The sequence below is a fragment of the Dialister sp. genome, assembly GCF_047832375.1.
In the GTDB taxonomy this organism is placed as follows: Bacteria; Bacillota; Negativicutes; order Veillonellales; family Dialisteraceae; genus Dialister.
In genome coordinates, this window is the sequence record NZ_CP181256.1 from 871683 (window position 1) to 893787 (window position 22105).

Here is a 22105-nt window from a genome sequence, read left to right on the forward strand (position 1 = left end):
ACGCCACTCAGTCATCCGCCACCCGGCCCGCAGGGCCTGGGATTGCCATCCTCGATCTCGGTCTCGGTCTCGATCTATCTATCCCTATGAGCTCATACTATCCATTCGTATGTTATAATAAGTACAACATTGTGCAGGGAGATGAATCTTTCTCTTGAATGGGATGCCAGTGTGAATCCTGTAGAATCGGAAGGAGAAAATTATGAAAAAAATCGTGGTTACCGTTATCGGCGCTGACCGGGTGGGCATTGTAGCCGGCGTGGCAGCAGCTTTGGCTAAGGAAAATATCAATATTCTCGATATTTCCCAGACCATCCTGGGGGATATTTTCGACATGGTCCTCATCTGTGATATGGAAAAGGCGAAGGGTTCCCTGAAGGATGTGCAGGATGACCTGGGACAGCTCGGCAAAGAACTGGGTGTGGATGTGCGGGCCCAGCTGGCTGATATTTTCTACGCCATGCACCGCATCTGAAAGGGGGAGCCATGCTCGATATTGAAGAAATCCTTGCTACGGAGCGGATGTTTGACCAGAACAAACTGGACGTCCGTACCATTACCATGGGTATTTCCCTCCTGGGCTGCGTTTCGGACGATGAAAAGACGCTGTGCCGGAAGATTTACGACACCATCTGCACAAAGGCGGAACATCTCACCGAAGTGAGCCATGATATTTCCCGGGAATACGGGGTGCCCATCATTAACCGCCGTATTTCCGTCACCCCCATTGCCCTGGTGGCAGGGGGCCTTAAGACTTCCAGCTACGTGAATATCGCCAAAACACTGCAGAAGGCGGCGGACGAAGTGGGCGTCGATATCCTCGGCGGTTTCTCGGCCCTGGTGGACCGGGGCATGTCGTCTTCCGATAAAATCCTCATTGACTCTATCCCGGAAGCCCTGGCTTCCACGAAGAGCATCTGTAGCTCCGTGGCCGTGGGTTCCACGAAGGCCGGCATCAATATGGATGCGGTGAAACGGATGGGTGAGGTAGTGAAGGAAACGGCAGAACTCACGAAGGACCAGGATGCCTACGGATGCACGAAACTCGTAGAATTCTGCAACGCCGTGGAAGATAACCCCTTCATGGCCGGCGCTTTCCATGGGGTGACCCAGGGAGATACGGCCATCCATGTGGGTGTCTCCGGTCCCGGCGTGGTGAAGCGGGCCCTGGAAGATGTGAAAGGGGCGCCTCTCAACGTGGTGGCAAGGACCATCAAGAATACGGCCTTCATGATTACCCGTCTCGGCCAGATGGTGGCAGAAGCGGCGACGGAACGGCTCCATGCGCCCTTCGGTATCATCGACCTGTCCCTGGCGCCCACCTCTGCCGTCGGCGACAGCGTGGCCCAGGTGCTGGAAGAAATGGGCCTGGAAAGCTGCGGCGGCCCGGGAACTACGGCGGCCCTTGCCCTCCTGAACGATGCGGTAAAGAAGGGGGGCCTCATGGCCTCCTCCAGTGTCGGCGGCCTGTCCGGTGCCTTCATTCCGGTGAGCGAAGACCTGGGCATGATCCAGGCCGTGGAAAAGGGGAGTCTCTGCCTGGAGAAACTGGAAGCCATGACCTGCGTGTGCTCCGTGGGCCTCGATATGATCGCCATCCCCGGTGACACGCCGGCTTCCACGATTTCCGCTATCCTCGCCGACGAAGCGGCTATCGGCATGATCAATAACAAGACCACCGCCACCCGCCTCATCCCGGTACCGGGCAAGAAACCGGGGGACATGGTGCAGTTTGGCGGCCTCATGGGCTATGCACCGGTAATGAAGATCAACCAGTTCCGGGCGGACGATTTCATTAACCGGGGAGGCAAGATCCCGGCTCCGATGAGATCGCTCACGAATTGATGATACAATGGAAAAGCTGTATCGGATGATTGTCCGATACAGTTTTTTTTATGGCTGGGCGGCGTGTGAACGGATGGGGGCATTGAGCAGATCAGTAGCTAGTGGCTGGTAGCTGGTGGCTGGGTGGACAGGCCCTTCGGGCCAGATGACGGATGGCCGGGCGCCGTTCGAACAGGTGGGGGCTTCTAGCTGCCAGCTGCTAGCGGCTAGGAAAGCTGGCCAGCCTGCGGCGCTGACGATCCGCGGCTTTGCCGCAAAGGTGGCGGCGCACAGATTGGGAAGCGCCGCCTTATAAACTTCATCTGCGGCGGAGCCGCTGACAACAGTCCCCCTTTTTCAAAGGGGGATGTCTGCGAAGCAGACAGAGGGATTCTGATGGGCCCTGCGGGCCGGCTCCATCACCATCCCTCACCCCGGTGGGGAGCTCCCTTCTCCGAAGGGAGCCTGCTGCATAGTCATTTGCACTTTTTTGTGCAGAGTCATTAGGATTCCATCTGCGGCGGAACCGCTGTTAACAGTCCCCCTTTTCCAAAGGGGGATGTCTGCGAAGCAGACAGAGGGATTCTGGTGGGCCCTGCGGGGTGATTCGCCTGGGGCGAATCAGTAGCTGGTGGCTAGTTGAACAGGCCCTGCGGGCCGGGCCCATCAGATTCCATCACCATCTCTCAGCCCGGTGGGCAGATCTCTTCTGGGAAGAGAGCCTATTGCAGTGGCAATTTCACGTTATTTGTGAAGAGTCTTTAGGATTCCAACTGCGGCAAAGCCGCTAATGGATAGCATCCTTCCTTGGGAAGGAGGTGGCTGCGAAGCAGATGGAGGTTAGCCAATGGCTGCGATAGTCCCCCTTTTTCAAAGGGGGATGTCTGCGAAGCAGACAGAGGGATTCTGATGAGCCCTGCGGGGTGATTCGCCTGGGGCGAATCAGTAGCTAGTAGCTGGTGGCTAGTTGAACAGGCCCTGCGGGCCGGACCCATCAGATTCCATCACCATCTCTCAGCCCGGTGGGCAGATCTCTTCTGGGAAGAGAGCCTGCTGTAGTGTCAATTGCGCGTTATTTATACAGAGTCTTTAGGACCCCAACAGCGGCGAAGCCGCTAATGGGCAGCCTCCTTCCTTGGAAGGCGAGGGTGCTTCGGCCGGGCTCTAAGGTGCTCGCTTAATGTGCAGGAACGGCTCGCAAAAGAGCCCGGCTTGGGCATCCTCTGCAGGATGCCCACAGAGGACTCTCGAGCCGGGCCCAAGTTTATCGGCCAGCCGCCAAAAGGAAAGCGATTTAACCTTAGATAAGCAAAAATGTAGAACTACATCACTTAACTGATATCTACTGATTCCGAAATCGTCGATGTATTCAATAAACTATTGCTTCTCTTAAAATTTAGGACTATATTATATGTAGTTCTAACAAGAACTTGAAGTTCTTGGGGAGGAGCATAATGGCGTTCATTAAAGCTCAAAGACTTATTTTAGATGACAATGGCGTTGTGATCAGTGGCTCGGCTTCCATAATTGACACAGAATATGGAAAATTTGGCACATACCACGCTAAGCACACCGTTCGGGAACGTCTCGGCAAGGTAATCTGGCTGAGTGCTGACAAAAAAGATGGCATTTTTCTGTCTCCTACCCGTGGCCTGATTGAGTATTGTGCTAAAAATGACACATTTTCGCCGGTGGATAAAGATGATCCACGGCTGGAAGGCACCAATGTCTTCCCCCGGCCACAGGTCCACACTGTATTCGGAGATGTTTTCCTGCTTCTGGAATTTTTCCGAAAAACAGGTCTCATAAAGGTCCTTCACACAGCTTTTTCAGAAAAATCTGACTATGAAAGAGTCCTCTGTCATATCCTTCATGGTGTTCTGAGGGACGGATCCCGTATATCCTGTGACAATTTCATCATAAAATCATTCGCCTCCTATGTGATGTCTGATGTACCGCTGGAGTCACTCCGCTGCGATACACGTTACTTTGCAAAAATGGGAAGTGATGCAACCAGGCTGGCATTCTTCCGTACATTTGTAAAAGCAATGCAGAAAGATAATCCGGATTTCGGGAAAGGGTGCTATGTTGACTCAACACCACTCCCGAATGACATTGAAAATAATCCTTTCAATGCATTATCCTGTCATGGCGTCGGTTCTTCTGATGTTATGGTACGTCTGATACTGGTATTGGATGAAAAGACCGGACTTCCGGTCTGGTATGACATTATCCCCGGAAATGTACTGGACATCAACACAATTATGAATGTAGTCAATGATGTTGCAGACAGTCTTGGAATCGTCATAGATTCACTCGTTCTCGATTCAGGTTACGTTTCACGGGAATTGATCGGTGCTTTTCATATAGGCACAGAGAAAACAATGATTGGCCGCATGCCTGTAAGAAAAGGATATCCACTCAAAGAACTTTATGATAAAGTGAAACCTCTTCTTACTAAAGGCAAGTATACTTTTGTACGTAAGCATCATGTATATTTTGGGCATAGAAAGAATATTGAGCTATTTGGTCATAATGAATACGCCTATGTGTATGTCGATAAGAACAATGCATTGCAAAAGTACAGAGACTTCCTGTTGAAACACGAAGACCGGTTCGAATCCATGAAAGATAAGGACAAGGACTGGTTGGAAGTAAAATATGGCTATTTTGTACTGATTTCGAATATTGATACCACGCCAGAGCGGCTGTTAACTTTGTATTTCAACCGCTGCGACATAGAGACCGTATTTAAAACCAGCAAGGACTACCTGGAAATGCTTCCGCTTTCAAAATGGACTGATGAAACAGTACGGGGAAAGATCCTGCATGACATCATAGATACAATTGCACTCTTATTGATAAGGAAGAAGATGGACAACAGCGGACTATCTACTTCAGAACTATACGGCAAGACACAATCGCTCATGTGCTTCTGTAATAATGCGGGGATGGTTACTATAGAAACCCCTTCCCGACAGGTGAAAGATTATTACAAACTGCTCGGAGTTGAGGTTCCAGGCCATGTGAAAGTTGACCAGTTTAGAAAAGATATATTAGGTATTGATGTGTAGTTCTACATTTGTGTAAATCTAAGGTTTAATGGGCAGGTAAAGCGCCAACTTGCGGCTGGCTTGCAGGTCCTATGCAGGACCTGCACACTTTTACTGCGCATCAAAGCGCCTTCCTTTTAGGGCCCGGCCGTCGGTGGCGCCGTCAGGCGACGGAGGTTAGCTGATTGGTGCGTCATAGGTTATCTTTACCTCCCCCCATCTATGGGGGAGGTGCCCGAAGGGCGGAGGGGGCTCTCGCTGAAGTCGCTCCTACCGTTTTTCACTTATCCCTCCCGCCGCTTCGCGGCCACCCACCCACCGCTAACGCGGTCCCCCCTCCCTCTAAAGAGGGAGGGCTGGTGGGTGTTCCATAAGGCGGCGCTTCCCCAATTTGCGCGCCGCCACCTTTGCGGCGAAGCCGCGGAACTCAGCGCCGCAGGCGAATCAGCTTTCCTGGTTGCTAGCAGCTAGAAGCTAAAAGCCCCCGCATGAACGCATGACGCCTAGCCACATGTCATCTGCGGCGTCAGCCGCTGGAACTCAACTCTCAAATCTCAACTCTCAACTCTTTCTTTTCCCCAAAATACCGATGATACAAATACACACATATAAGTACCGACAGCAGGGATCCCATGGGGGCGGCGAGGCCCATGGGGAAGAGGGTGTCCGGGAACAGGAGGGCGGCGGCGTAGGTGCCGGGGATGCGGACGGTGAAGATGGAGATCACGTTGTGAAGGAAGGAAAAGTAGGATTTCCGGCAGGCCGTGAAGTAGCCGGAGAAGCAGAAGTGGATGCCGGCGATGGCGCAGTCTATAACGTAGGAGTGGAAGTAGTCCGCCCCTCTGGCAATGACTCCTTCTTCCCCCGGCACGAAGAGGGATACGATTTCCTCCGCTTTGAACGTGACTACGGCGATGCAGAGGAGTCCAAAGGCGACGCAGACGGAAATGCCGTAGAAAAGGGCTTTCTTCCCCCGTTCCGGCTTTCCGGCACCCATGTTCTGGGCGGTGGTGGCGGAGACGGTGGACATCATGGCTGAAGGCACCAGGAAGAGGAAGCTGATGATTTTTTCCACGATTCCCACGGCCGCCGCCGTTTCCACGCCCCGGGCGTCGGCGATGGCGGTGATGACGAGGAAGGAAATCTGGATGAGCCCGTCCTGGCAGGAAATGGGGACGCCGATGGTGAGGATCTGGGAGATTTCCGGCCGGTGGGGCGAGAAGTCAGCGGCCGAAAGGGAGAGGGGCGAAAGTTTCCGCCACAGGCAGAGGAGGATGAGGAGCACCGACACCCCTTCGCTGGCGAAGGTGCCCCAGGCGGCGCCGGCAGCGCCCATGTGGAAGGAGCCGATGAGAAGGAAATCGAGACCGATATTGACGACGCCTGCCAGGGCCACGATGACCATGGGGATTCTTGTATTTCCCATGCCCCGGAAGAATCCGCTCACCATATTATAGAGGACGATGAAGGGGATCCCGGCAAAGCAGATGGAAAGGTAGGCTTTTGTGTCGTCCCAGGCTTCCGTGGGTGTCTGGAGGGCGGACAGGATGAAAGGCATGAGGGCAAAGAGAATGGCCGCCATGACGAAGGAAAAGGGGATAAAGAGGGCTGATGCGCTTCCCATGAAGTGGAAGGCCTTCTTTTCGTCCCGGGCCCCCAGGGAGCCGGCGATGGATACGGCGCAGCCCAAAGTGAGGCCGGCGATGATGACAATCATCATGTGCATGACCTGGCTGCCGATGGCTACGCCGGTAACCGGGGCGGCGCCGTTGTACTGGCCGGTGATGAAGAGGTCCGCCATGCCATAGAAGGTCTGGAGGAAGCAGGCCCCCAGGTAGGGGACGGCGAATTTCATCATTTTCGGAAAGAGGGGACCTTTTGTGAGGTCGTTGGATAGAATCATGGATGGGCTCCTTTGGGGGGATTCGCCAGCGGCGAATCAGTAGCTAGTGGCTAGTAGCTGGTGGCTAGTTGAACAGGCCCTTCGGGCCGGGTGACGGGTGTGTAAGTTAGCGTACGAACGGACGGGGGCTTCTAGCTGCTAGCTTCTAGTGGCTAGGAAAGCTGAACAGCCTGCGGCGCTGACGGTCCGCGGCTTCGCCGCAAAGGTGGCGGTGCAGAGATTTTGGAAGCGCCGCCTTATGAAACACCCACCAACCCTCCCTCTTTAGAGGGAGGGGGGACCGCTTGCGGTGGGTGGGTGGCCGCGAAGCGGCTGGAAGAGATTGCGGGAAACGGTAGGAGCAACTTCAGCGAGAGCCCCCTCCGCCCTACGGGCACCTCCCCCATAGATGGGGGAGGTTAAAGTCAGCCTGCGGCGCTGTGTGGCTTAGCGGCGTGTGAACAGGGATGGGGGCCTTGAGCCTTTAGCCTTGAGCCTTGAGCTGGACAGGCCCTTCGGGCCGGGAGGTATATGGCTGGGCGGCGTGCGATCATGTGGGGGCTTTTAGCTTCTAGCTGCTAGCTGTTAGGAAAGCTGAATCGCCTGCGGCGAAAAAGAAAGAGTTGAGATTTGAAATTTGAGAGTTGAGAGTTGAGGCCTCGCGGCTCCGCCGCAGATGGAATCCTAATGACTCTGCACAAATAACGTGCAGTTGCCTCTGCAGTAGGCCCCTTCCTCGGGAGAGGCCTCTGAAAAAGTGTATTTGAGCTAAATAACTATGCAAATATATGCATTTGGAAATGCACCCCCTCAGTCGCCTGCGGCGCCAGCTCCCCCGGAGGGGGAGCCGAGACTTGCTGCCCCCTCCGGGGTGGCAAGGGAACTGGATTCGCAGGGAGCCGTAGGCGACTGAGAATCCAGTGACACGCTTCCCTGTGTGGGAAGTCCCGCGTAACGGGCAAGGGGGTGCATTGGGTGGCGGAGCCACCTGATCAGCTTTTATGCGAAGCTGAAATGTATAGTAGAGCATAATTATTCAGTACTTTTGAGTTTTTCAGTGGCCTCTCCTCGGGAAGGGGCTGCCCACGGGGCTGGGGTTAGCTGTAGGAAAATGATGGCATCGGCTCGCAGGGCCCATCGGAATCCCTCTGTCACTACGTGACATCCCCCTTTGGAAAAGGGGGACTATTGACAGCGGCTATGCCGCTGACCGATCTTTCCTAGCCGCTAGCAGCTAGAAGCTAAAAGCCCCTACCCGTTCGCAAGCCGCTTAGCCACTCAAGCGCCGCAGGCTGTTCAGCTTTCCTAACTGCTAGCCGCTAGCAGCTAGAAGCCCCCATCCGTTCACACGCCTCTCAGCCACATGGCTCCCGCGGCGAAGCCGCTGGATTTCAATCCTCAACTCTTTTACACTATATAGATGTATTTACATGCACTTTGTGATAAAATAAATCAGTTGCATTAATTTCAATGCTTTGTCAAATGACTATAGAATTCGTGTAAATACAAGGTGCTTACTCTATGAAGAATCGTAAAAGAAGATTGTCCAAGAGAGAAACAACGGTGGGAAAGGAAGAAATGAAGAAGGCCTACAAGGACAGCCATATTTCTTCGCCCCTTAAGAAAGAAAGTCCCGGCCACTGGAAGCGGTGGTGGCTCATTGCTACCCTCGTCCCTTTCTGCCTGGCCTTTTTCCTGTCCTGGTATTTCGGGGCTCCCGGTGGTTATGAGCCTTTCTCCCAGGTGAAGGTGTTCCTCCTGTTCCTGCAGGTGGGGTTCGTGACGGCTTACTTCATCCGGCACCACCTGAAGAAGGCGGCTGTCCACCTGTGGCTGACTATCGGGTTCCTGTGGATATTATCACTCGTAGTGCCCTATCTGTCTACCCAGACCGATGTGCTCCTTGATATGTCCGATGTGTCTGGCGAACTTTCCACGCCGCTGTACCTCTTCATTTCCTGCCTGTCGGCGGCCTGGATCCTGCCGGGAAAGGCGCGGATGATCGCCCGCATTGCCTGCGTGGTGCTCATTGTCCTTTATGTATTTATCCAGTTTACCTATATCGGCTATTACGCCATTACCCATTCCCTGATTTCCATTAATATGCTCCTGGCCCTGGCCCAGACGAACCTGGCGGAGAGCATGGAGTATATCCAGGTGAATATTCCCTATGCGGAAATTGTGGTGGGCGTGCTGGCCCTGGTGATCCTGGGATGGCTTATTTTCAAGGCCAGCCGGTTCAGCTTCAACCGGGAGCAGGTGTCCCGGAAGACCTGGTTCGTCATGCTGGGCCTTTTCATCGTGAACGTGGGTCTCTGCGCCCTTTCCATCGGCGCCACCAGGCTGGCCCATGTGTATTATGAAACCTATGAGACCCTCCACAGTTTCTCCGATTTCCAGAAGATGGTCAATGCCCGCCGCCATATGCACATTGCCGATAAAAATATCGTGAACCGCCTGAAGGCAGCGCCGGACGGGGTGTATGTGCTGGTAATCGGCGAATCCCTGACAAGGGACCACATGAATGTGTACGGGTACCAGCGGGAAAATACGCCCTTCCAGTCGGCGGCCATCCTGGATCCCCACTATGAATTTTTCAACCACGGCTATTCCAGCTACACCCAGACGGTGCAGGTGCTGACGGAGGCGCTGACGGAGAAGAACCAGTACAACGACATGACCCTGGCCGATGCGTACTCCATTATCGACATGGCCCGGGAAGCGGGATTCCGGACGACCTGGATTTCCAACCAGTCCCGGTTCGGCGTGTGGGATACGCCTATCGGCGCCATCGGCTCCGCCTGCGATGACCAGTACTGGATCAACCAGTACGTGGGCACCGACGTGGTGACGAAGGATTACGACACCGCCCTCATTCCGTACCTCCAGAAGGTGGATCCCAACAACCGGCGGCAGCTCATCGTGGTGCACCTCATGGGCAGCCACGTAAGCTACTGGGACCGGTATCCCTCCGAATTCTACCACTGGCCCACGAACCCCGGCGTCACAAGGAGCACCGAGGAAATCATGAATGATGAGTACGACAATTCTGTGCTCTTCAATGATTATGTCATGGAAAATATTATGAACGTGGCTACAAATACACTCCACGCCGACAGTGTCCTCTATTTCTCGGACCACGGGGAACAGGTGACGGAACGGCCGGGGCACAATGCGGACCAGTTCGATTACACCATGGTTCACATTCCTTTCTGGATCTATACGTCCGACGCCTATCGGGCCAGCCATCCGGCGGAAATTGCCACCATGGAGGCAAGACGGAATATGCCCTTCTCCAACGATATGCTCTATGACACTTTCCTGGGCATGATGGGCCTCACTGCTGCCCACTATGATCCTACCGCCGATATTTTCTCGCCGAAGTATGATAAGGATATTTCCACCCTCATGACCATGTACGGCAACGTGATGATCCGGAACGATGTGGAACAGCTGGGGTCTGACCGGGACTTCATGGATTCTCTCTGGGACAAGAAGATCGCCGACGGAGAGGCGGCCAACGGATACAGGAGCTTTGACTGGACCACATTCCACAAGGTTCCCATCGCCGCCCAGCCCATGCCGGAAGTGGAAAATTCCGGGACAAGCCAGGAAGGATGAGATCGATGCCGAGGGGGATGGGGCCGGAGGCCCTGAAGGTCTAGATCTAGATCTAGGTCTAGGTCTAGGTCTAGGTCTTCAGCGGCTCCGCCGCGGATGTCCTGCGGCTGAGTGTGCGTGCGAACGGGTGGAGGCATTGAGCCTTTAGTCTTGAGCCTTGAGCTGGACAGGCCCTGCGGGCCGGGTGATGGGTGTGTAAGTTAGCGTACGAACGGGCGGGGGCTTCTAGCTTTTAGCGGCTAGCAACTAGGAAAGCTGGCCAGCCTGCGGCGCTGACGGTCCGCGGCTTCGCCGCAAAGGTGGCGGCGCACAGATTTTGGAAGCGCCGCCTTATGATACACCCACCAACCCTCCCTCTTTAGAGGGAGGGGGGACCGCTTGCGGTGGGTGGGTGGCCGCGAGGCGGCTGGTGGGATTGGCAGGAAACGGTTGGAGCGACTTCAGCGAGAGCCCCCTGGATGAGATCGAGGCCGAGGTCGAGATCGAGGGGGATGGGGCCGGAGGCCCTGAAGGTCTAGATCTAGGTCTAGGTCTAGATCTTCAGCGGCTCAGCCGTTGTCAACAGTCCCCCTTTTCCAAAGAGGGATGTCTGCGACAGCAGACAGAGGGATTCTGATGGGCCCTGCGGGCTGTTTCCATCACCATCTCTCACCCCGGTGGGGAGCTCTCTTCTGAGAAGAGAGCCTACTGTAGAGTCAATTGCACATTTAAGGTGCAGAGTCGTTAGGATTCCAATAGCGGCGAAGCCGTTATTCGTTAGCCTCCTTCCTCGGGAAGGAGGTGGCGCCGTAGGCGACGGAGGTTAGCCTATGGAAGCGCCGCAGGCTAAAGGGGAGGCCCCCTTTTTCAAAGGGGGATGTCACGCCAGTGACAGAGGGATTCTGATGGGCCCTGCGGGGTGATTCGCCTGGGGCGAATCAGTAGCTAGTGGCTGGTATCTGGTGGCTAGTTGAACAGGCCCTGCGGGTCGGACCCATCAGATTCCATCACCATCTCTCAGCCCGGTGGCAGCTCTCTTCTGAGAAGAGAGCCTGCTGTAGAGGCAATGGCACGTTATGGGGGCGGAGTCATCAGGATTCCAACTGCGGCGAAGCCGCTGACGTCAGCGCCGCAGGCTTAGGACTCGCTTCCCCCTCCGGGGTGGCAAGGGAACTGGATTCGTAGGGAGCCGTAGGCGACTGAGAATCCAGTGACACGCTTCCCTGTGCGGGAAGTCCCGCGAAGCGGGGATGGGGGTGTATTTGCGGCGAAGCCGCGGACCGGCTTTCCTAACAGCTAGCCGCTAGCAGCTGGAAGCTCCCGCAAGAATGCACGCAACCCAGCCACCCGTCAGCCATCCGACAACTTCCGCCGCTTTGCGGCGGTTTGTCATACCTGCGGCACTTGTGATACTATACAGGAGTAATCCATTTCATCAGGAGGAATTATGAGGCTTCGAAGAAAACCCTGGATTGATGAAGCAATCAAAGAATATACGTCCATTCTCTTTTTGGAGGAACCTACCGATTTCAAAGGAAAGTGGAGGACCCTGTTTCCCCATCCGGACAATGAGCTCCATGTGGAGTTCGGCACCGGGAAGGGGCAGTTCATTTCCGGTATGGCTGCCATCCACCCCGATGTGAATTACATCGGCATGGAAGTGCAGGAGGGGGTCATTTACTATGCCGCCAAGAAGGTGGCGGAAAAGGACCCTCCCCTGAATAATGTGCGGCTTATCCTGGGAGATGTGAGTGAAATCCTGAACATCTTCGGTGAAGGGGAAGTGGATGTGATTTACCTGAATTTCAGCGATCCCTGGCCGAAGAAGCGGCACGCCAAGCGGCGGCTCACGTACAGGGATTTCCTGAAGCGTTACGCCCTTATCCTGAAAGAAGGCGGAGAAATCCGTTTCAAAACAGACAATAAGGACCTTTTTGATTTTTCCATTGAAGAATTTCGTGCAATGGGATGGGAGCTTTCCGACGTGACCTATGATCTCCATGCCGCCCCGGTGGAGGGGGATGTGGAGACGGAGTACGAGGAAAAGTTCTCCAGAAAGGGGAATCCGGTATGTCGTCTCGTGGCGAGACGTCCCTGATCGATATGAAGTATGCGCCCAAAGCGTTGCAGAAAATGTTCATCGTGGCGGGCATACTGATCATCCTGGGGACCTTTAACGTATACAGTTCGACCTATTATATGAATATGGAATCCGGCGTGAGCCCCTACAGCCACATCCTGCGGCATCTGGTGTTCCTGGCGGTGAGCGTGGTTTTCGCATTCATCCTGTCCAGGGTGAATTACCACATCATCCGGAAGGGGGCCTTTCTCTGGTGCGTCCTGACGCTGCTGCTTTTAGGACTTGTCATGGTGGCAGGCCGCACGGTGAACGGGGCCACCCGGTGGATCGCCCTGGGACCCATCTCCCTGCAGCCTTCGGAAATCGCAAAGGTAACGGGTCTCATCTGGGCGGCGTCGTCCCTGGCGAAGAAGGTGGACGCCAATATGAGCATGTCCATTATCTGGCATGTCCTGAAGCCCTTCGTCCACATGGGGAGCCATAAAAAGGGGGATTCCTTCGGCGCCATGTTCCGGTATTTTGCGCCGCTCCTGTTTCCCTTCATCATGGCGGTGCTGGTGCTGAAGCAGCCGGATATGGGCACTGCCGGCATGATACTCCTCTTCCCGGCGCTGCTCTACGTGATTGCGGGCATGCCGGTGCTGGAAATCCTTCTGGGTGCCGCAGGGGCTTTTGCGGTTTTCGTGGTCCTGGCTTTTGCCATGCCCTACCGCATGCAGCGTATTATCATTCTCTTTGAACCGGAAAAATACGCCCAGGGCATCGGGTACCAGACCATGCAGAGCCTTATCGCCGTGGGGTCCGGCGGCCTCCTGGGCCAGGGCATGGGGGAAGGACTGTCGAAATTCCTGTACCTGCCGGAACAGTATACGGACTTTGCCTACGCCGTATTCAGCCAGGAGTATGGATTCATCGGCTCCGTGGCTCTTCTTGTGCTGTACCTGGCTTTCATGTGGTACGGCCTGTCAGTGGGGCGGAAGCTGAAGCAGACCTATCCGGCACTCCTCGTATATGGGCTCACCCTGCTCATTTCAGTGCAGGCCCTCATCAATATAGCCATGGTCATCGGTCTTTTCCCGGTCACCGGCATTCCGCTTCCCTTCATTTCCTTTGGCGGTACGTCGCTGCTCATGAATATCGCCGCCCTGGGCCTCATCTGGGGTACGGCTACCCAGAGCCTTCGTGAGTCCGATGAACTGGAACGTAGACAGAGAATCGCCGCCATGGAAGGCAGACCCCTGACCTTTGGGGAACTGTCGGGCTCGGTATACGGAAAAAGGCGGTCATATTAAAAAAGCATCCGAAAGGATGCTTTTTTTGAAAGGAAATCAAATGGATAAACATAGTAAGGAACCGGGGCCGGTGGTGGTCCTTTTTCCATTCAGACAGGAGGCCATCGGGGAATGCCTCCGGAGGTCTGCGGAAGTCCTCCGCCAGGCGGGGCAGCCGGTGGACCTTCTTTTTCGGGACTCTCTCACGGAAGGCGAAAGGGGACCCTTCCACCTGCTGGCCTTTGTGAAGACCCTGGAAGAAACGGGGCAGCTGGCCCTCAAGGCCTCTTCTATGGGGATTTCGGGGGACGTGGTCTACGGGGGAACGGACTTTGGCGTGAGCCTTGCCAGGAGAAACGTAATCACCACCTTCGGCAATGGCCATTTCCAATCGACCCTGGTGCAGACGGGGGACTGGGCCTTCCCTGCCATTTCGGACAGGGACCTGGCAGAAGGCCATGGAAATCCCATGGTAGAAAGAACCCTGTCCCTGGTGTATACGGGGCTTATGATCCACAGCGCCGGTAGGAGAGACTCTTTCCTTTCCGCCATGGATGAAGGCCGGAGGCTTTGGAGAAAGGGACTTATCCCCGGAAATACCGGCGGGCCAGGTTCCAGGTAATGCCGGCGGCCTTCTGGAACAGGTAGAGGCTGAAGGCTTTCTTCGGATGGAAGAGCCAGTAGGCCTTCGTAATGGGCGCCAGGGGCTTCAGGATTTCCGGCGGCTCCAGGTCCGCTTCCTTTTTCGGCAGCTTGGGAGCCTTATTTTTCTTAAATCCCCTGGACGCAAAAGCGGCGGCCAGGATGAGAAGAAGGATTTTCGCCAGTTTATTATTCATAGGAATGCCTCCTTTGTTTTCTTAATGATAGCAGAATCAGTGGCGAGTGGCTAGGGAAGCACTGATTAAATCGTTGTCAGATTTCATTCTTGGATTTTTATGCAATGCAAGGAATAACTCGACGCGAATAGCGAGCTATTTAAGGCAGCAGTCCTGCATAGGACTGCTGAGCCAAGGTAAGTTGGCGCTTTTTCTGCACATAAAAGCGCCTTCCTTTTATCCTTGGCCGAGTTATGACGAAGCAGTGCATAAAAATCCTTATGAAATCTGACTCTGCGAATTAATCAGCGCTTCCCTAGTAGCTGGTGGCCAGGCGGTCAGGCCCTGCGGGCCGGGCGGTATGTAACTGAGCGGCGTGCAAATGGGTGGGGGCTTCTAGCTGCTAGCTGCCAGAAGCCCCCGCACGAACGCGTGCAATCTCTTCCAGGCCATGCCAATATCCTCATATTGTGGTATACTTTTAAAGGGTATGACCCAATCCTTTGGAAAAACAATGCTCCGAAGGGCAGGGGGTCATCTTTTCCCGTGAAATCAACTGACTCTGGAGGACTATATGAACGCAGATTCGAATGTATTGCTATTGCCATTATGTTTTTTCGGCCTCTACATGATCCTGGAGGCCGCGGACTGGGGGCTCTGCCTGGCGGCACCGCTGGTGAGCCGGAACAACGATGAAAACCGGGCCATCCTGGGCCTTCTGAAGCCGGGACTGGACGGCAATGAACTGTGGTATTTCCTGGGCTTCTTCATGATGGGGGCCGCGGTGCCGGAGGCCATGAAGAACCTGTCCCAGACCGGGAGCCTGGCTCTTATCGTCTTCATCGTGTCGGGCGCCCTGCTCCGGCTGGCGGCCTGCGTAGCTAAAAATGCCTTCGGAAGACCGGTGGTGATGAAGCTCATGTCCCTCTTTTCCCTTGTGGCCATGGTGGCCATGGGACTGACGGGATCTTCCTTCCTCATGCGGGACGGGTCCGTTTTCTCGGTGCTCGGTATTTTCTGCGCACTGTGGATGGTGCTGGCGGCGTTCCAGCTGGGCACCCTCTACGGGGCGGTGAAAGTGGTGAATCCCCTGGGTGAACGGTTCCGGGCGGCATTTCTCATCTCCAGCGTCATTACGGTGGTGGTGTACATTATCCTGGCCATCCTTCTGAAGAGCCACATCGGGGAATCCCACATGTACGGCAGCTTTTTCTGGATCAGCCTTGTGGCAACGGCCATTCTCTTCGTCATTGCTTTCTTCTTCACCCGTATGCGTCACGTGGGCGCCGGCCTGGCGGCGGTGTACCTGTCTTCGTTCTTTGCCATCGCCATTTACCTCTCCGCCTACGCAGCGGTGATTCCCCAGGTGTACCCGGTGGAAGTGGAATCCCTGAAGAACGCCATGGACGGCATGCCGGGAACGGCACTGCTGGTGGTGGCCTTCGTGTGGACCCTGGGCTCCTTCATCTGGCGCATGTGCCGGAGAAAAGAAGTTTACGAATGGAAAGACCATATCTGATTGTAGTATAAAGGAGGAAATCCTATGGGAGAACTTTACAAGACCCAGCATACCATCGATGAAATGCTGGACCGGATGGGCGTAAAAATCGTACTGGATTCGGAGCACCTGTCGGAGGAAGATAAATTCGAAGCCGAAAAAGAAGGGGCTTCGGTGGTCCTGAAAAAGGTGGAGAAAAAGGAAGAAGATAAGAAATAAGAAAGGCGGGCTGGAAGGCCCGTCTTTTTCAGTGGCTGAGAGGCGTGTGAACGGGTGAGGTTGGAAAAGTGAGAAATGAGGAGTTAGGAGTGAGGAGGGAGGAGTGGTGGTGCGCCGCATCAGAATAATATGGCGGCGCAGAGTTTGTATCCAGCGGCTTTGCCGCGGGGGTCTTGTGGCTGAGTGTGCTTGCGAACGGGTGGGGGCATTGAGCCTTCAGCCTTGAGCATTGAGCTGGACAGGCCCTGCGGGCCGGGGGACAGGTGGCTGAGTGAGCTTATGAAAGGGTGGGGGCTTCTAGCTGCTGGCTGTTAGCGGCCAGGAAAGCTGGCCAACCTGCGGCGCAGGTCAGGGTACGGTTGGAGTCACCGGGAGCGGGGCATTGAGCTTTGAGCTGGTTGGGTCATGCGGGCCAGTTTCCATCACCATCTCTCAGCCCGGTGGGCAGCTCTCTTCTGGGAAGAGAGCCTCGTGCTGATGCATTTCCATGTTATTTGTGCAGAGTCATCAGGGCTCCATTTGCGGCGACGCCGCTATTCTCCTCAATCTCATCTGATGGAGGTTAGCTGATGGAAGCGCCGCAGGCTAGTCAGCTTTCTAAATGCTAATAGCTGGCAGCCAGGAGCCCCCATACGTTCATACGGCTCTTAACCACTCATCATCTGCCGCGAAGCGGCTGGATCTCAACTCTCTTAACTCAACTCCCAACTCTTTCTCTGAGAACATTTTTTCTCTTTTGTGGTATAATAGGACAAGAAAAAATGTTCTAGAGGAGGCTGCCATGGATATTGGAGAAAAGCTGGATATACTGGCGGATGCGGCGAAGTATGATGTGTCCTGCTCGTCGAGCGGGTCTGCCCGGGCGAATAAGGGGGGCCTGGGGAATGCCCACAAAAGCGGGATCTGCCACACCTGGACCGCCGATGGGCGCTGCGTTTCCCTCCTGAAGATTCTCATGACCAATTCCTGTATCTATGATTGTGAGTACTGCGTGAACCGCCGAAGCCACGATACGGCCCGGGCCATGCTGACGCCGGAGGAAATCGCCCATCTGACGGTGGAGTTTTACAAGAGAAATTACATCGAAGGCCTTTTCCTGTCCTCCGGCATTCTCAAATCTCCGGACTACACCACGGAGCTCCTGATCCGGACGGCGAAGATTCTCCGGGAACAGGAACATTTCAACGGGTACATCCACATGAAAGGCATCCCCGGTACGGATCCGGCCCTGCTGGACGAACTGGGGCGGTACGTGGACCGGGTGAGCGTGAATATCGAGCTCCCTTCGGAACGGTCCCTCCATCTCCTGGCGCCCCAGAAGACGAAGAAAGCCATCATAGCGCCGATGAAGTTTTTCCGGGATTCCATTGCAGCTCACCGGGAGGAGAAGAAGCATTTCAAAAGGGCGCCCTCCTTTGTGCCCGCAGGCCAGACCACCCAGCTCATCGTGGGGGCCAGCGGGGAAAGCGACCGGCAGATCCTTCTCCTTACGGAGGGACTGTACCGGGCGGCGTCCCTGAAGCGGGTGTACTACTCGGCCTACGTGCCGGTGATGAGGGGGAAGAACCTGCCCGCCATCAAACGGCCGCCGCTGAACCGGGAGAACCGGCTGTACCAGGCTGACTGGCTGCTTCGTTTCTACAAGTTCCGGGCGGAGGAAATCCTGACTCCCGAAGAGCCGGACTTCGATGAGGAACTGGACCCGAAATGCAACTGGGCTCTCCGGCACCGGGAGCTGTTTCCGGTGGAAATCAACCGGGCTTCCTATGAAATGATCCTCCGGGTGCCGGGCATCGGCGTGAAGAGCGCCCTCCGCATCGTCCGCCTCCGGCGGCTGGGATTCCTGTCCTTCGACGACCTCCGGCGCATAGGGGTGGTCATGAAGCGGGCCTCCTACTTCATCACCGTAGGAGGGCGGTACTATGGAAATATTTCCCTGGACAACGCACACCTCCGGAACCGCCTCATCTCCCGCACCGCCGCCCGGGAAGTGCGGGAAATGAGCCTCTTCGACGGCCAGACGTGAGGGGAGAGGTTGGAAGGGTTGAATAGGTTGGAAGGGTTGAAATCCACCAATACAAATCAAGCTATTCAAGCCATCCAACCCATCCAACCCATCCAACCTGTTCTTCACCAACCTCTATACCCATGAAATTCATTTCTCGAAAGGAGACAGGAGTTCTATGCACTACTTATACGATGGAACCTATCCCGGTTTCCTGACGTCGGTTTACGAGATTTACCATTACGGCACCAGCCATCTGGAGAGTATCGCTCCCTTCGTGGGAGAATCCCACCTGTTCGGCCAGGAATACCTGGTGGAGACGAACTACCTGAAGGCGGAAAAGGTGGCGGCGGCCTTTGAAAAGAGCTGCGGAAGACGGGCCATGCGGTGGCTGTACCGGGCCTTCCTTTCCGACGACAGGGGACGGGAAATGAAGCTTTTCATTTTCATGAGGGACGGATTCAAGCTGAAGAAACGGATTTATGCCCATGAGAAGGAGCCCTGGGTGTCCGACATCATTGCCATGTGCCGGGAAGTGGGAAATGAAACGGAAAAATTTCGAGGTATCCTCCGGTTCAGCGAACTGGAGGACGGTTTCCTCTATGCCGCTATCAATCCTACCCACCATATCCTGCCGGTGCTGGCCACCCATTTCAAGGACCGCCTGTCCACCCTGTGGTGGGCCATTTACGATGTGAACCGCCACGAGGCGGCGGTGTACGGAAACGGCAAGGTGTCCATTGTGGCTGTGGAGCACGTAGAAAAGAACCTGAAATATAAAAAAGAGGAAAAGGATTACCGGAAGCTCTGGATGGACTACTACCGGCACCTGAGCATCAAAGCCCGGCGGAATCCGCAGGAACGGCAGAATTTCATCCCGAAGAAGTACTGGGCCTATCTCACAGAAATGGCGGATACCTATAATGCGCAGGACCTGGACCTGAAGGGGCTGGAGGGAAAATGAGATCGAGACTGAGATCGAGATCGAGAGGAATAGGGCCGTAGGCCCGGATGGCCTGGATCCAGGTGGTCAGCCTGCGGCTCTGAGGGGTGGCCAGGCGGCGTGCGAACGTATAAGGGCCTTGAGCCTTGAGCTGGTCAGCCGCTTTGCGGCGGGCGTCGTGTGACTGAGTGATTGTACGTACGGGTGGGGGCTTTTAGCTTCCAGCTGCTGGCGGCCAGGAAAGATGGTCCGCCTGCGGTGCTGTCGTGGCTGGGCGGCGTGCGAACGGATGGGGCCTTGAGCCTTCAGCCTTGAGCATTGAGCTGGACAGGCCCTGCGGGCCGGGTGACGGGTGGCTGTGTGAACGTATGAACGGGTGGGGGCTATTAGCTTCTAGCTGCTAGCGACCAGGAAAGATGGTCCGCCTGCGGCGAAAAAGAAAGAATTTGAGATTTGAGAGTTGAGAACTGAGGTCCAGCGGCTTCGCCGCAAATGGAACCCTAATGACTCTGCACAAATAACGTGCAATTGACTCTGCAGCAGGCTCTCTTCCCAGAAGAGAGCTGCCCACCGGGCTGAGAGATGGTAATGGAATTGGCCTGCAGGGCCCATCAGAATCCCTCTGTCACTACGTGACATCCCCCTTTGAAAAAGGGGGACTGTTGACAGCGGCTCCGCCGCAGATGGAACCCTAATGACTCTGCACAAATAACGTGCAATTGACTCTGCAGCAGGCCCCTTCCTCGGGGAAGCAAGCGAACTGGAGTTACAGCAGCGAACACAATTTGGAGGAGCGAAGCGACGCTCAAATTGTTGTGAGTCGCTGATAGCCGTGCTGTAGTGAGCGTCAGCGAGCGAAAATCCAGTGAACCCTTTCCCAGCGAAGTCGGGCAGGGGCTCCCGGTGGGAAGCGTCTCACGGAGTTCTCAGTCGCCTTCGGCTCCCTGCGAACCCCGTTCGCTTGCCACTCCAACGGGGTGGGGTTAGCTGTCGGAAACTGATCGAAGCGCCGCAGGCTGATCAGTTTTTCTAAAAGCTAGCCGCTAGAAGCTAGAAGCCCCCACACGGCCACACGCAAGCTCCCAGCCGTGAATATAAACTCCGCGCCGCCCTATTATTCTGTTGCGGCGCACCACCATTCCTCATTCCCTGGGCCTTTGGTCTCATCCCCATGAGCCTCGATCTGTCACGCTTCCTGGGAAAAACGGCTCTGCCACAATATTTGTACGTAAAATTCCTTGACTTCAACCTTACTTTAACTTTTACAATAGGACCAATGAATATCGTATTTTTTGAATTCAAAGTAAGGAGACATTATGATAAATAAGAAATGGGCAGCCCTGGCGGCTGCAGCGGCGCTGGTACTTTCCCTGGCCGGATGCGGCGGCAGTGCCCGGCCCGCTTCGAAGCAGGCACAGTCCGGGCCGGTGAAGGAGACTATGAAGCCCTTTGATGTGCGGCAGGTGGTGGCGTCGGACAATACAAAGGGCAGGACCATCATGTGGGAAATGCCCTCTGCCAATGAGGAGTCCCTGGAATACAGGGAACAGGGAGGGAGCACGATTTACACCGTGCCCACATCCCGGAAGAACCTGAAAGGGAATAAGGGCATCAAAGACGGTACCATTTATACGGCGGTGCTGGAAAACCTGGAAAAGGGAAAGGCCTACGAATACCGGACCCGGGAGGGCAATGAGGTGAGCACCTGGTATCCCCTGAAGACGGATGACGGGAAATCCTTCAAAGCCATCGTTACTTCCGATTCCCAGAGCTCCGATTATAGTGACTGGAAGAAGCTTTTTGCCAACGCCACAAAGGCCAATGAAGATGCGGCCTTCTTTATCGCACTGGGAGACCTGGTGGACAACGGGGACGATGAATACCAGTGGCAGACCTGGATGGAAGATGTGGAACCGGCTATTTCCCAGATCCCCGTGGCCCCGGCTCTCGGCAACCATGAAGCTTACTCCCTGGACTGGAAGAACCATATGCCTGACCGTTTCCTTACCCATTTTTCCCTTCCTGGCAATGGGGACGAGAAGATGCAGAACCATTACTACTCCTTCGACTGGGGAAACGTGCACTTTGCGGTGCTTGATACGTCTCTCACGGAAGAGGGGGAATGGCTTCCGGATCTTTTCGAAAAACAGAAGGCCTGGCTGGAAAAGGACCTGAAGGGGACGAAGCAGAAGTGGAAAGTGGTGCTCATGCACAAGGATCCCCTGCAGTACGGATTTGCCGACGAGAATCGGCCCCACCGGGAAGAGGGATTCTCCGAGGAAGGGAAGGCTTTCATGCCCATCTTTGATGCAAACGGAGTGGACCTGGTCATTTCCGCCCACCTCCATACGTACCGGGACCGGGGACGGATTTACGATTTCCAGCGTTCCGGCAGGGGTCCGGTATACGTGATCGACGGGCTCTCGGGCAATGTGCGTTACCCGGGACTCTGGAAGCGGCATGCCCTCGACGAATACGTGGCACCCCAGCCGGAAACGGACAATTACTCGGTGCTGGAGGCCAGCGATGACCGCCTCGTTCTTACGGGCTACCTGCCGGATGGTACAAAGCTCCACGAAACGGTGGTACAGAAATAAAAGAAGGACTGGTGAGATTTTCTCATCAGTCCTTTTTTCGATTATACGGTATGCGAACAGGTGTGAGCATTGAGCTTTCAGCCTTGGGCCTTGAGCTGGTCAGGCCCTGCGGGCCGGTGACGGGTGTGTAAGTTACTGTGCGTACGGGCGGGGGCTTCTAGCTTCTAGCTGTTAGCGGCTAGGAAAGCTGATCGGCCTGCGGCGCTTTGGTCAGTTTCCTATGGCTAACCCCAGCCCGTTGGGCAGCTCCGGCCGGGCGACAAAAGGAAGGCTCTTTTATGTGCAGAACAAGCGCCAACTTGCGACTGGCGTGCG

At 55.2% G+C, this 22105-nt stretch carries 14 protein-coding genes; 12 read left to right on the plus strand and 2 right to left on the minus strand.

Annotated elements, in window-relative coordinates:
* Nucleotides 1-202: 202 nt before the first annotated feature.
* From ACFWUL_RS03625 to ACFWUL_RS03635, 3 genes are all read left to right on the plus strand, one after another.
* Nucleotides 203-475 carry an ACT domain-containing protein gene (locus ACFWUL_RS03625; RefSeq protein ID WP_297023500.1) on the plus strand — a complete coding sequence of 91 codons (273 nt, stop codon included), beginning with the start codon at nt 203-205 and terminating at the stop codon, nt 473-475.
* 11 nt (nt 476-486) lie between these two features.
* Entirely contained in the window at nt 487-1845 is a 1359-nt protein-coding gene (locus ACFWUL_RS03630; protein WP_297023499.1) for a PFL family protein, read from the plus strand.
* Between the two features lie 1433 nt (nt 1846-3278).
* A complete protein-coding gene (locus ACFWUL_RS03635; protein WP_416177278.1) occupies nt 3279-4898 on the plus strand; it encodes a transposase in 1620 nt (539 codons plus the stop codon).
* 526 nt (nt 4899-5424) lie between these two features.
* Here ACFWUL_RS03635 and ACFWUL_RS03640 read toward each other — a convergent pair.
* Entirely contained in the window at nt 5425-6780 is a 1356-nt protein-coding gene (locus ACFWUL_RS03640; RefSeq protein ID WP_416177829.1) for an MATE family efflux transporter, read from the minus strand.
* Nucleotides 6781-8280: 1500 nt separating this feature from the next.
* Between ACFWUL_RS03640 and ACFWUL_RS03645 the strand changes: the two genes are divergently transcribed.
* The 4 genes from ACFWUL_RS03645 to ACFWUL_RS03660 all read left to right on the plus strand — a co-directional run bounded on the left by ACFWUL_RS03645 (nt 8281) and on the right by ACFWUL_RS03660 (nt 14332).
* On the plus strand, nt 8281-10380 hold the full coding sequence (locus ACFWUL_RS03645) for a sulfatase-like hydrolase/transferase (protein WP_416177830.1): 2100 nt from the start codon (nt 8281-8283) through the stop codon (nt 10378-10380).
* Between the two features lie 1426 nt (nt 10381-11806).
* Nucleotides 11807-12457 carry a tRNA (guanosine(46)-N7)-methyltransferase TrmB gene (gene trmB, locus ACFWUL_RS03650; RefSeq protein WP_416177831.1) on the plus strand — a complete coding sequence of 217 codons (651 nt, stop codon included), beginning with the start codon at nt 11807-11809 and terminating at the stop codon, nt 12455-12457.
* Nucleotides 12430-13731, plus strand: a complete 1302-nt coding sequence (locus tag ACFWUL_RS03655) for an FtsW/RodA/SpoVE family cell cycle protein (protein WP_416177832.1) — start codon at nt 12430-12432, stop codon at nt 13729-13731. The genes trmB and ACFWUL_RS03655 overlap by 28 nt, the downstream gene beginning before the upstream one ends.
* A gap of 40 nt (nt 13732-13771) precedes the next feature.
* Nucleotides 13772-14332, plus strand: coding sequence for a hypothetical protein (locus ACFWUL_RS03660; RefSeq protein ID WP_416177833.1), 561 nt, complete (start codon nt 13772-13774; stop codon nt 14330-14332).
* Here the strand turns inward: ACFWUL_RS03660 and ACFWUL_RS03665 are convergent.
* Nucleotides 14295-14549: a hypothetical protein gene (locus tag ACFWUL_RS03665; RefSeq protein WP_297021241.1), complete on the minus strand. Its 255-nt coding sequence runs from the start codon at nt 14547-14549 to the stop codon at nt 14295-14297. The genes ACFWUL_RS03660 and ACFWUL_RS03665 overlap by 38 nt on opposite strands.
* 553 nt (nt 14550-15102) lie before the next feature.
* Here ACFWUL_RS03665 and ACFWUL_RS03670 point away from each other — a divergent pair.
* The 5 genes from ACFWUL_RS03670 to ACFWUL_RS03690 all read left to right on the plus strand — a co-directional run bounded on the left by ACFWUL_RS03670 (nt 15103) and on the right by ACFWUL_RS03690 (nt 21790).
* Nucleotides 15103-16047: a cytochrome d ubiquinol oxidase subunit II gene (locus ACFWUL_RS03670; RefSeq protein WP_297020758.1), complete on the plus strand. Its 945-nt coding sequence runs from the start codon at nt 15103-15105 to the stop codon at nt 16045-16047.
* 24 nt (nt 16048-16071) lie between these two features.
* Nucleotides 16072-16245 (plus strand): tryptophanyl-tRNA synthetase, encoded by a 174-nt coding sequence (locus ACFWUL_RS03675; protein ID WP_416177834.1) that lies wholly within the window; start codon nt 16072-16074, stop codon nt 16243-16245.
* Nucleotides 16246-17026: 781 nt separating this feature from the next.
* On the plus strand, nt 17027-18271 hold the full coding sequence (locus tag ACFWUL_RS03680; protein ID WP_297020750.1) for a putative DNA modification/repair radical SAM protein: 1245 nt from the start codon (nt 17027-17029) through the stop codon (nt 18269-18271).
* 157 nt (nt 18272-18428) lie between these two features.
* Nucleotides 18429-19214: a TIGR03915 family putative DNA repair protein gene (locus ACFWUL_RS03685; protein WP_416177835.1), complete on the plus strand. Its 786-nt coding sequence runs from the start codon at nt 18429-18431 to the stop codon at nt 19212-19214.
* Between the two features lie 1295 nt (nt 19215-20509).
* Nucleotides 20510-21790 (plus strand): metallophosphoesterase, encoded by a 1281-nt coding sequence (locus ACFWUL_RS03690; protein WP_416177836.1) that lies wholly within the window; start codon nt 20510-20512, stop codon nt 21788-21790.
* Nucleotides 21791-22105 lie beyond the last annotated feature (315 nt).

Excerpts from the sequence above, each read along its gene's own strand:
- ACFWUL_RS03640 (WP_416177829.1), bottom strand. The coding sequence starts at position 6,780 with ATGATTCTATCCAACGACCTCACAAAAGGTCCCCTCTTTCCGAAAATG.
- ACFWUL_RS03630 (WP_297023499.1), top strand. The coding sequence starts at position 487 with ATGCTCGATATTGAAGAAATCCTTGCTACGGAGCGGATGTTTGACCAG.
- ACFWUL_RS03675 (WP_416177834.1), top strand. The coding sequence starts at position 16,072 with ATGGGAGAACTTTACAAGACCCAGCATACCATCGATGAAATGCTGGAC.
- trmB (WP_416177831.1), top strand. The coding sequence starts at position 11,807 with ATGAGGCTTCGAAGAAAACCCTGGATTGATGAAGCAATCAAAGAATAT.
- ACFWUL_RS03665 (WP_297021241.1), bottom strand. The coding sequence starts at position 14,549 with ATGAATAATAAACTGGCGAAAATCCTTCTTCTCATCCTGGCCGCCGCT.
- ACFWUL_RS03625 (WP_297023500.1), top strand. The coding sequence starts at position 203 with ATGAAAAAAATCGTGGTTACCGTTATCGGCGCTGACCGGGTGGGCATT.
- ACFWUL_RS03660 (WP_416177833.1), top strand. The coding sequence starts at position 13,772 with ATGGATAAACATAGTAAGGAACCGGGGCCGGTGGTGGTCCTTTTTCCA.
- ACFWUL_RS03670 (WP_297020758.1), top strand. The coding sequence starts at position 15,103 with ATGAACGCAGATTCGAATGTATTGCTATTGCCATTATGTTTTTTCGGC.
- ACFWUL_RS03680 (WP_297020750.1), top strand. The coding sequence starts at position 17,027 with ATGGATATTGGAGAAAAGCTGGATATACTGGCGGATGCGGCGAAGTAT.
- ACFWUL_RS03635 (WP_416177278.1), top strand. The coding sequence starts at position 3,279 with ATGGCGTTCATTAAAGCTCAAAGACTTATTTTAGATGACAATGGCGTT.
- ACFWUL_RS03685 (WP_416177835.1), top strand. The coding sequence starts at position 18,429 with ATGCACTACTTATACGATGGAACCTATCCCGGTTTCCTGACGTCGGTT.
- ACFWUL_RS03655 (WP_416177832.1), top strand. The coding sequence starts at position 12,430 with ATGTCGTCTCGTGGCGAGACGTCCCTGATCGATATGAAGTATGCGCCC.
- ACFWUL_RS03690 (WP_416177836.1), top strand. The coding sequence starts at position 20,510 with ATGATAAATAAGAAATGGGCAGCCCTGGCGGCTGCAGCGGCGCTGGTA.
- ACFWUL_RS03645 (WP_416177830.1), top strand. The coding sequence starts at position 8,281 with ATGAAGAATCGTAAAAGAAGATTGTCCAAGAGAGAAACAACGGTGGGA.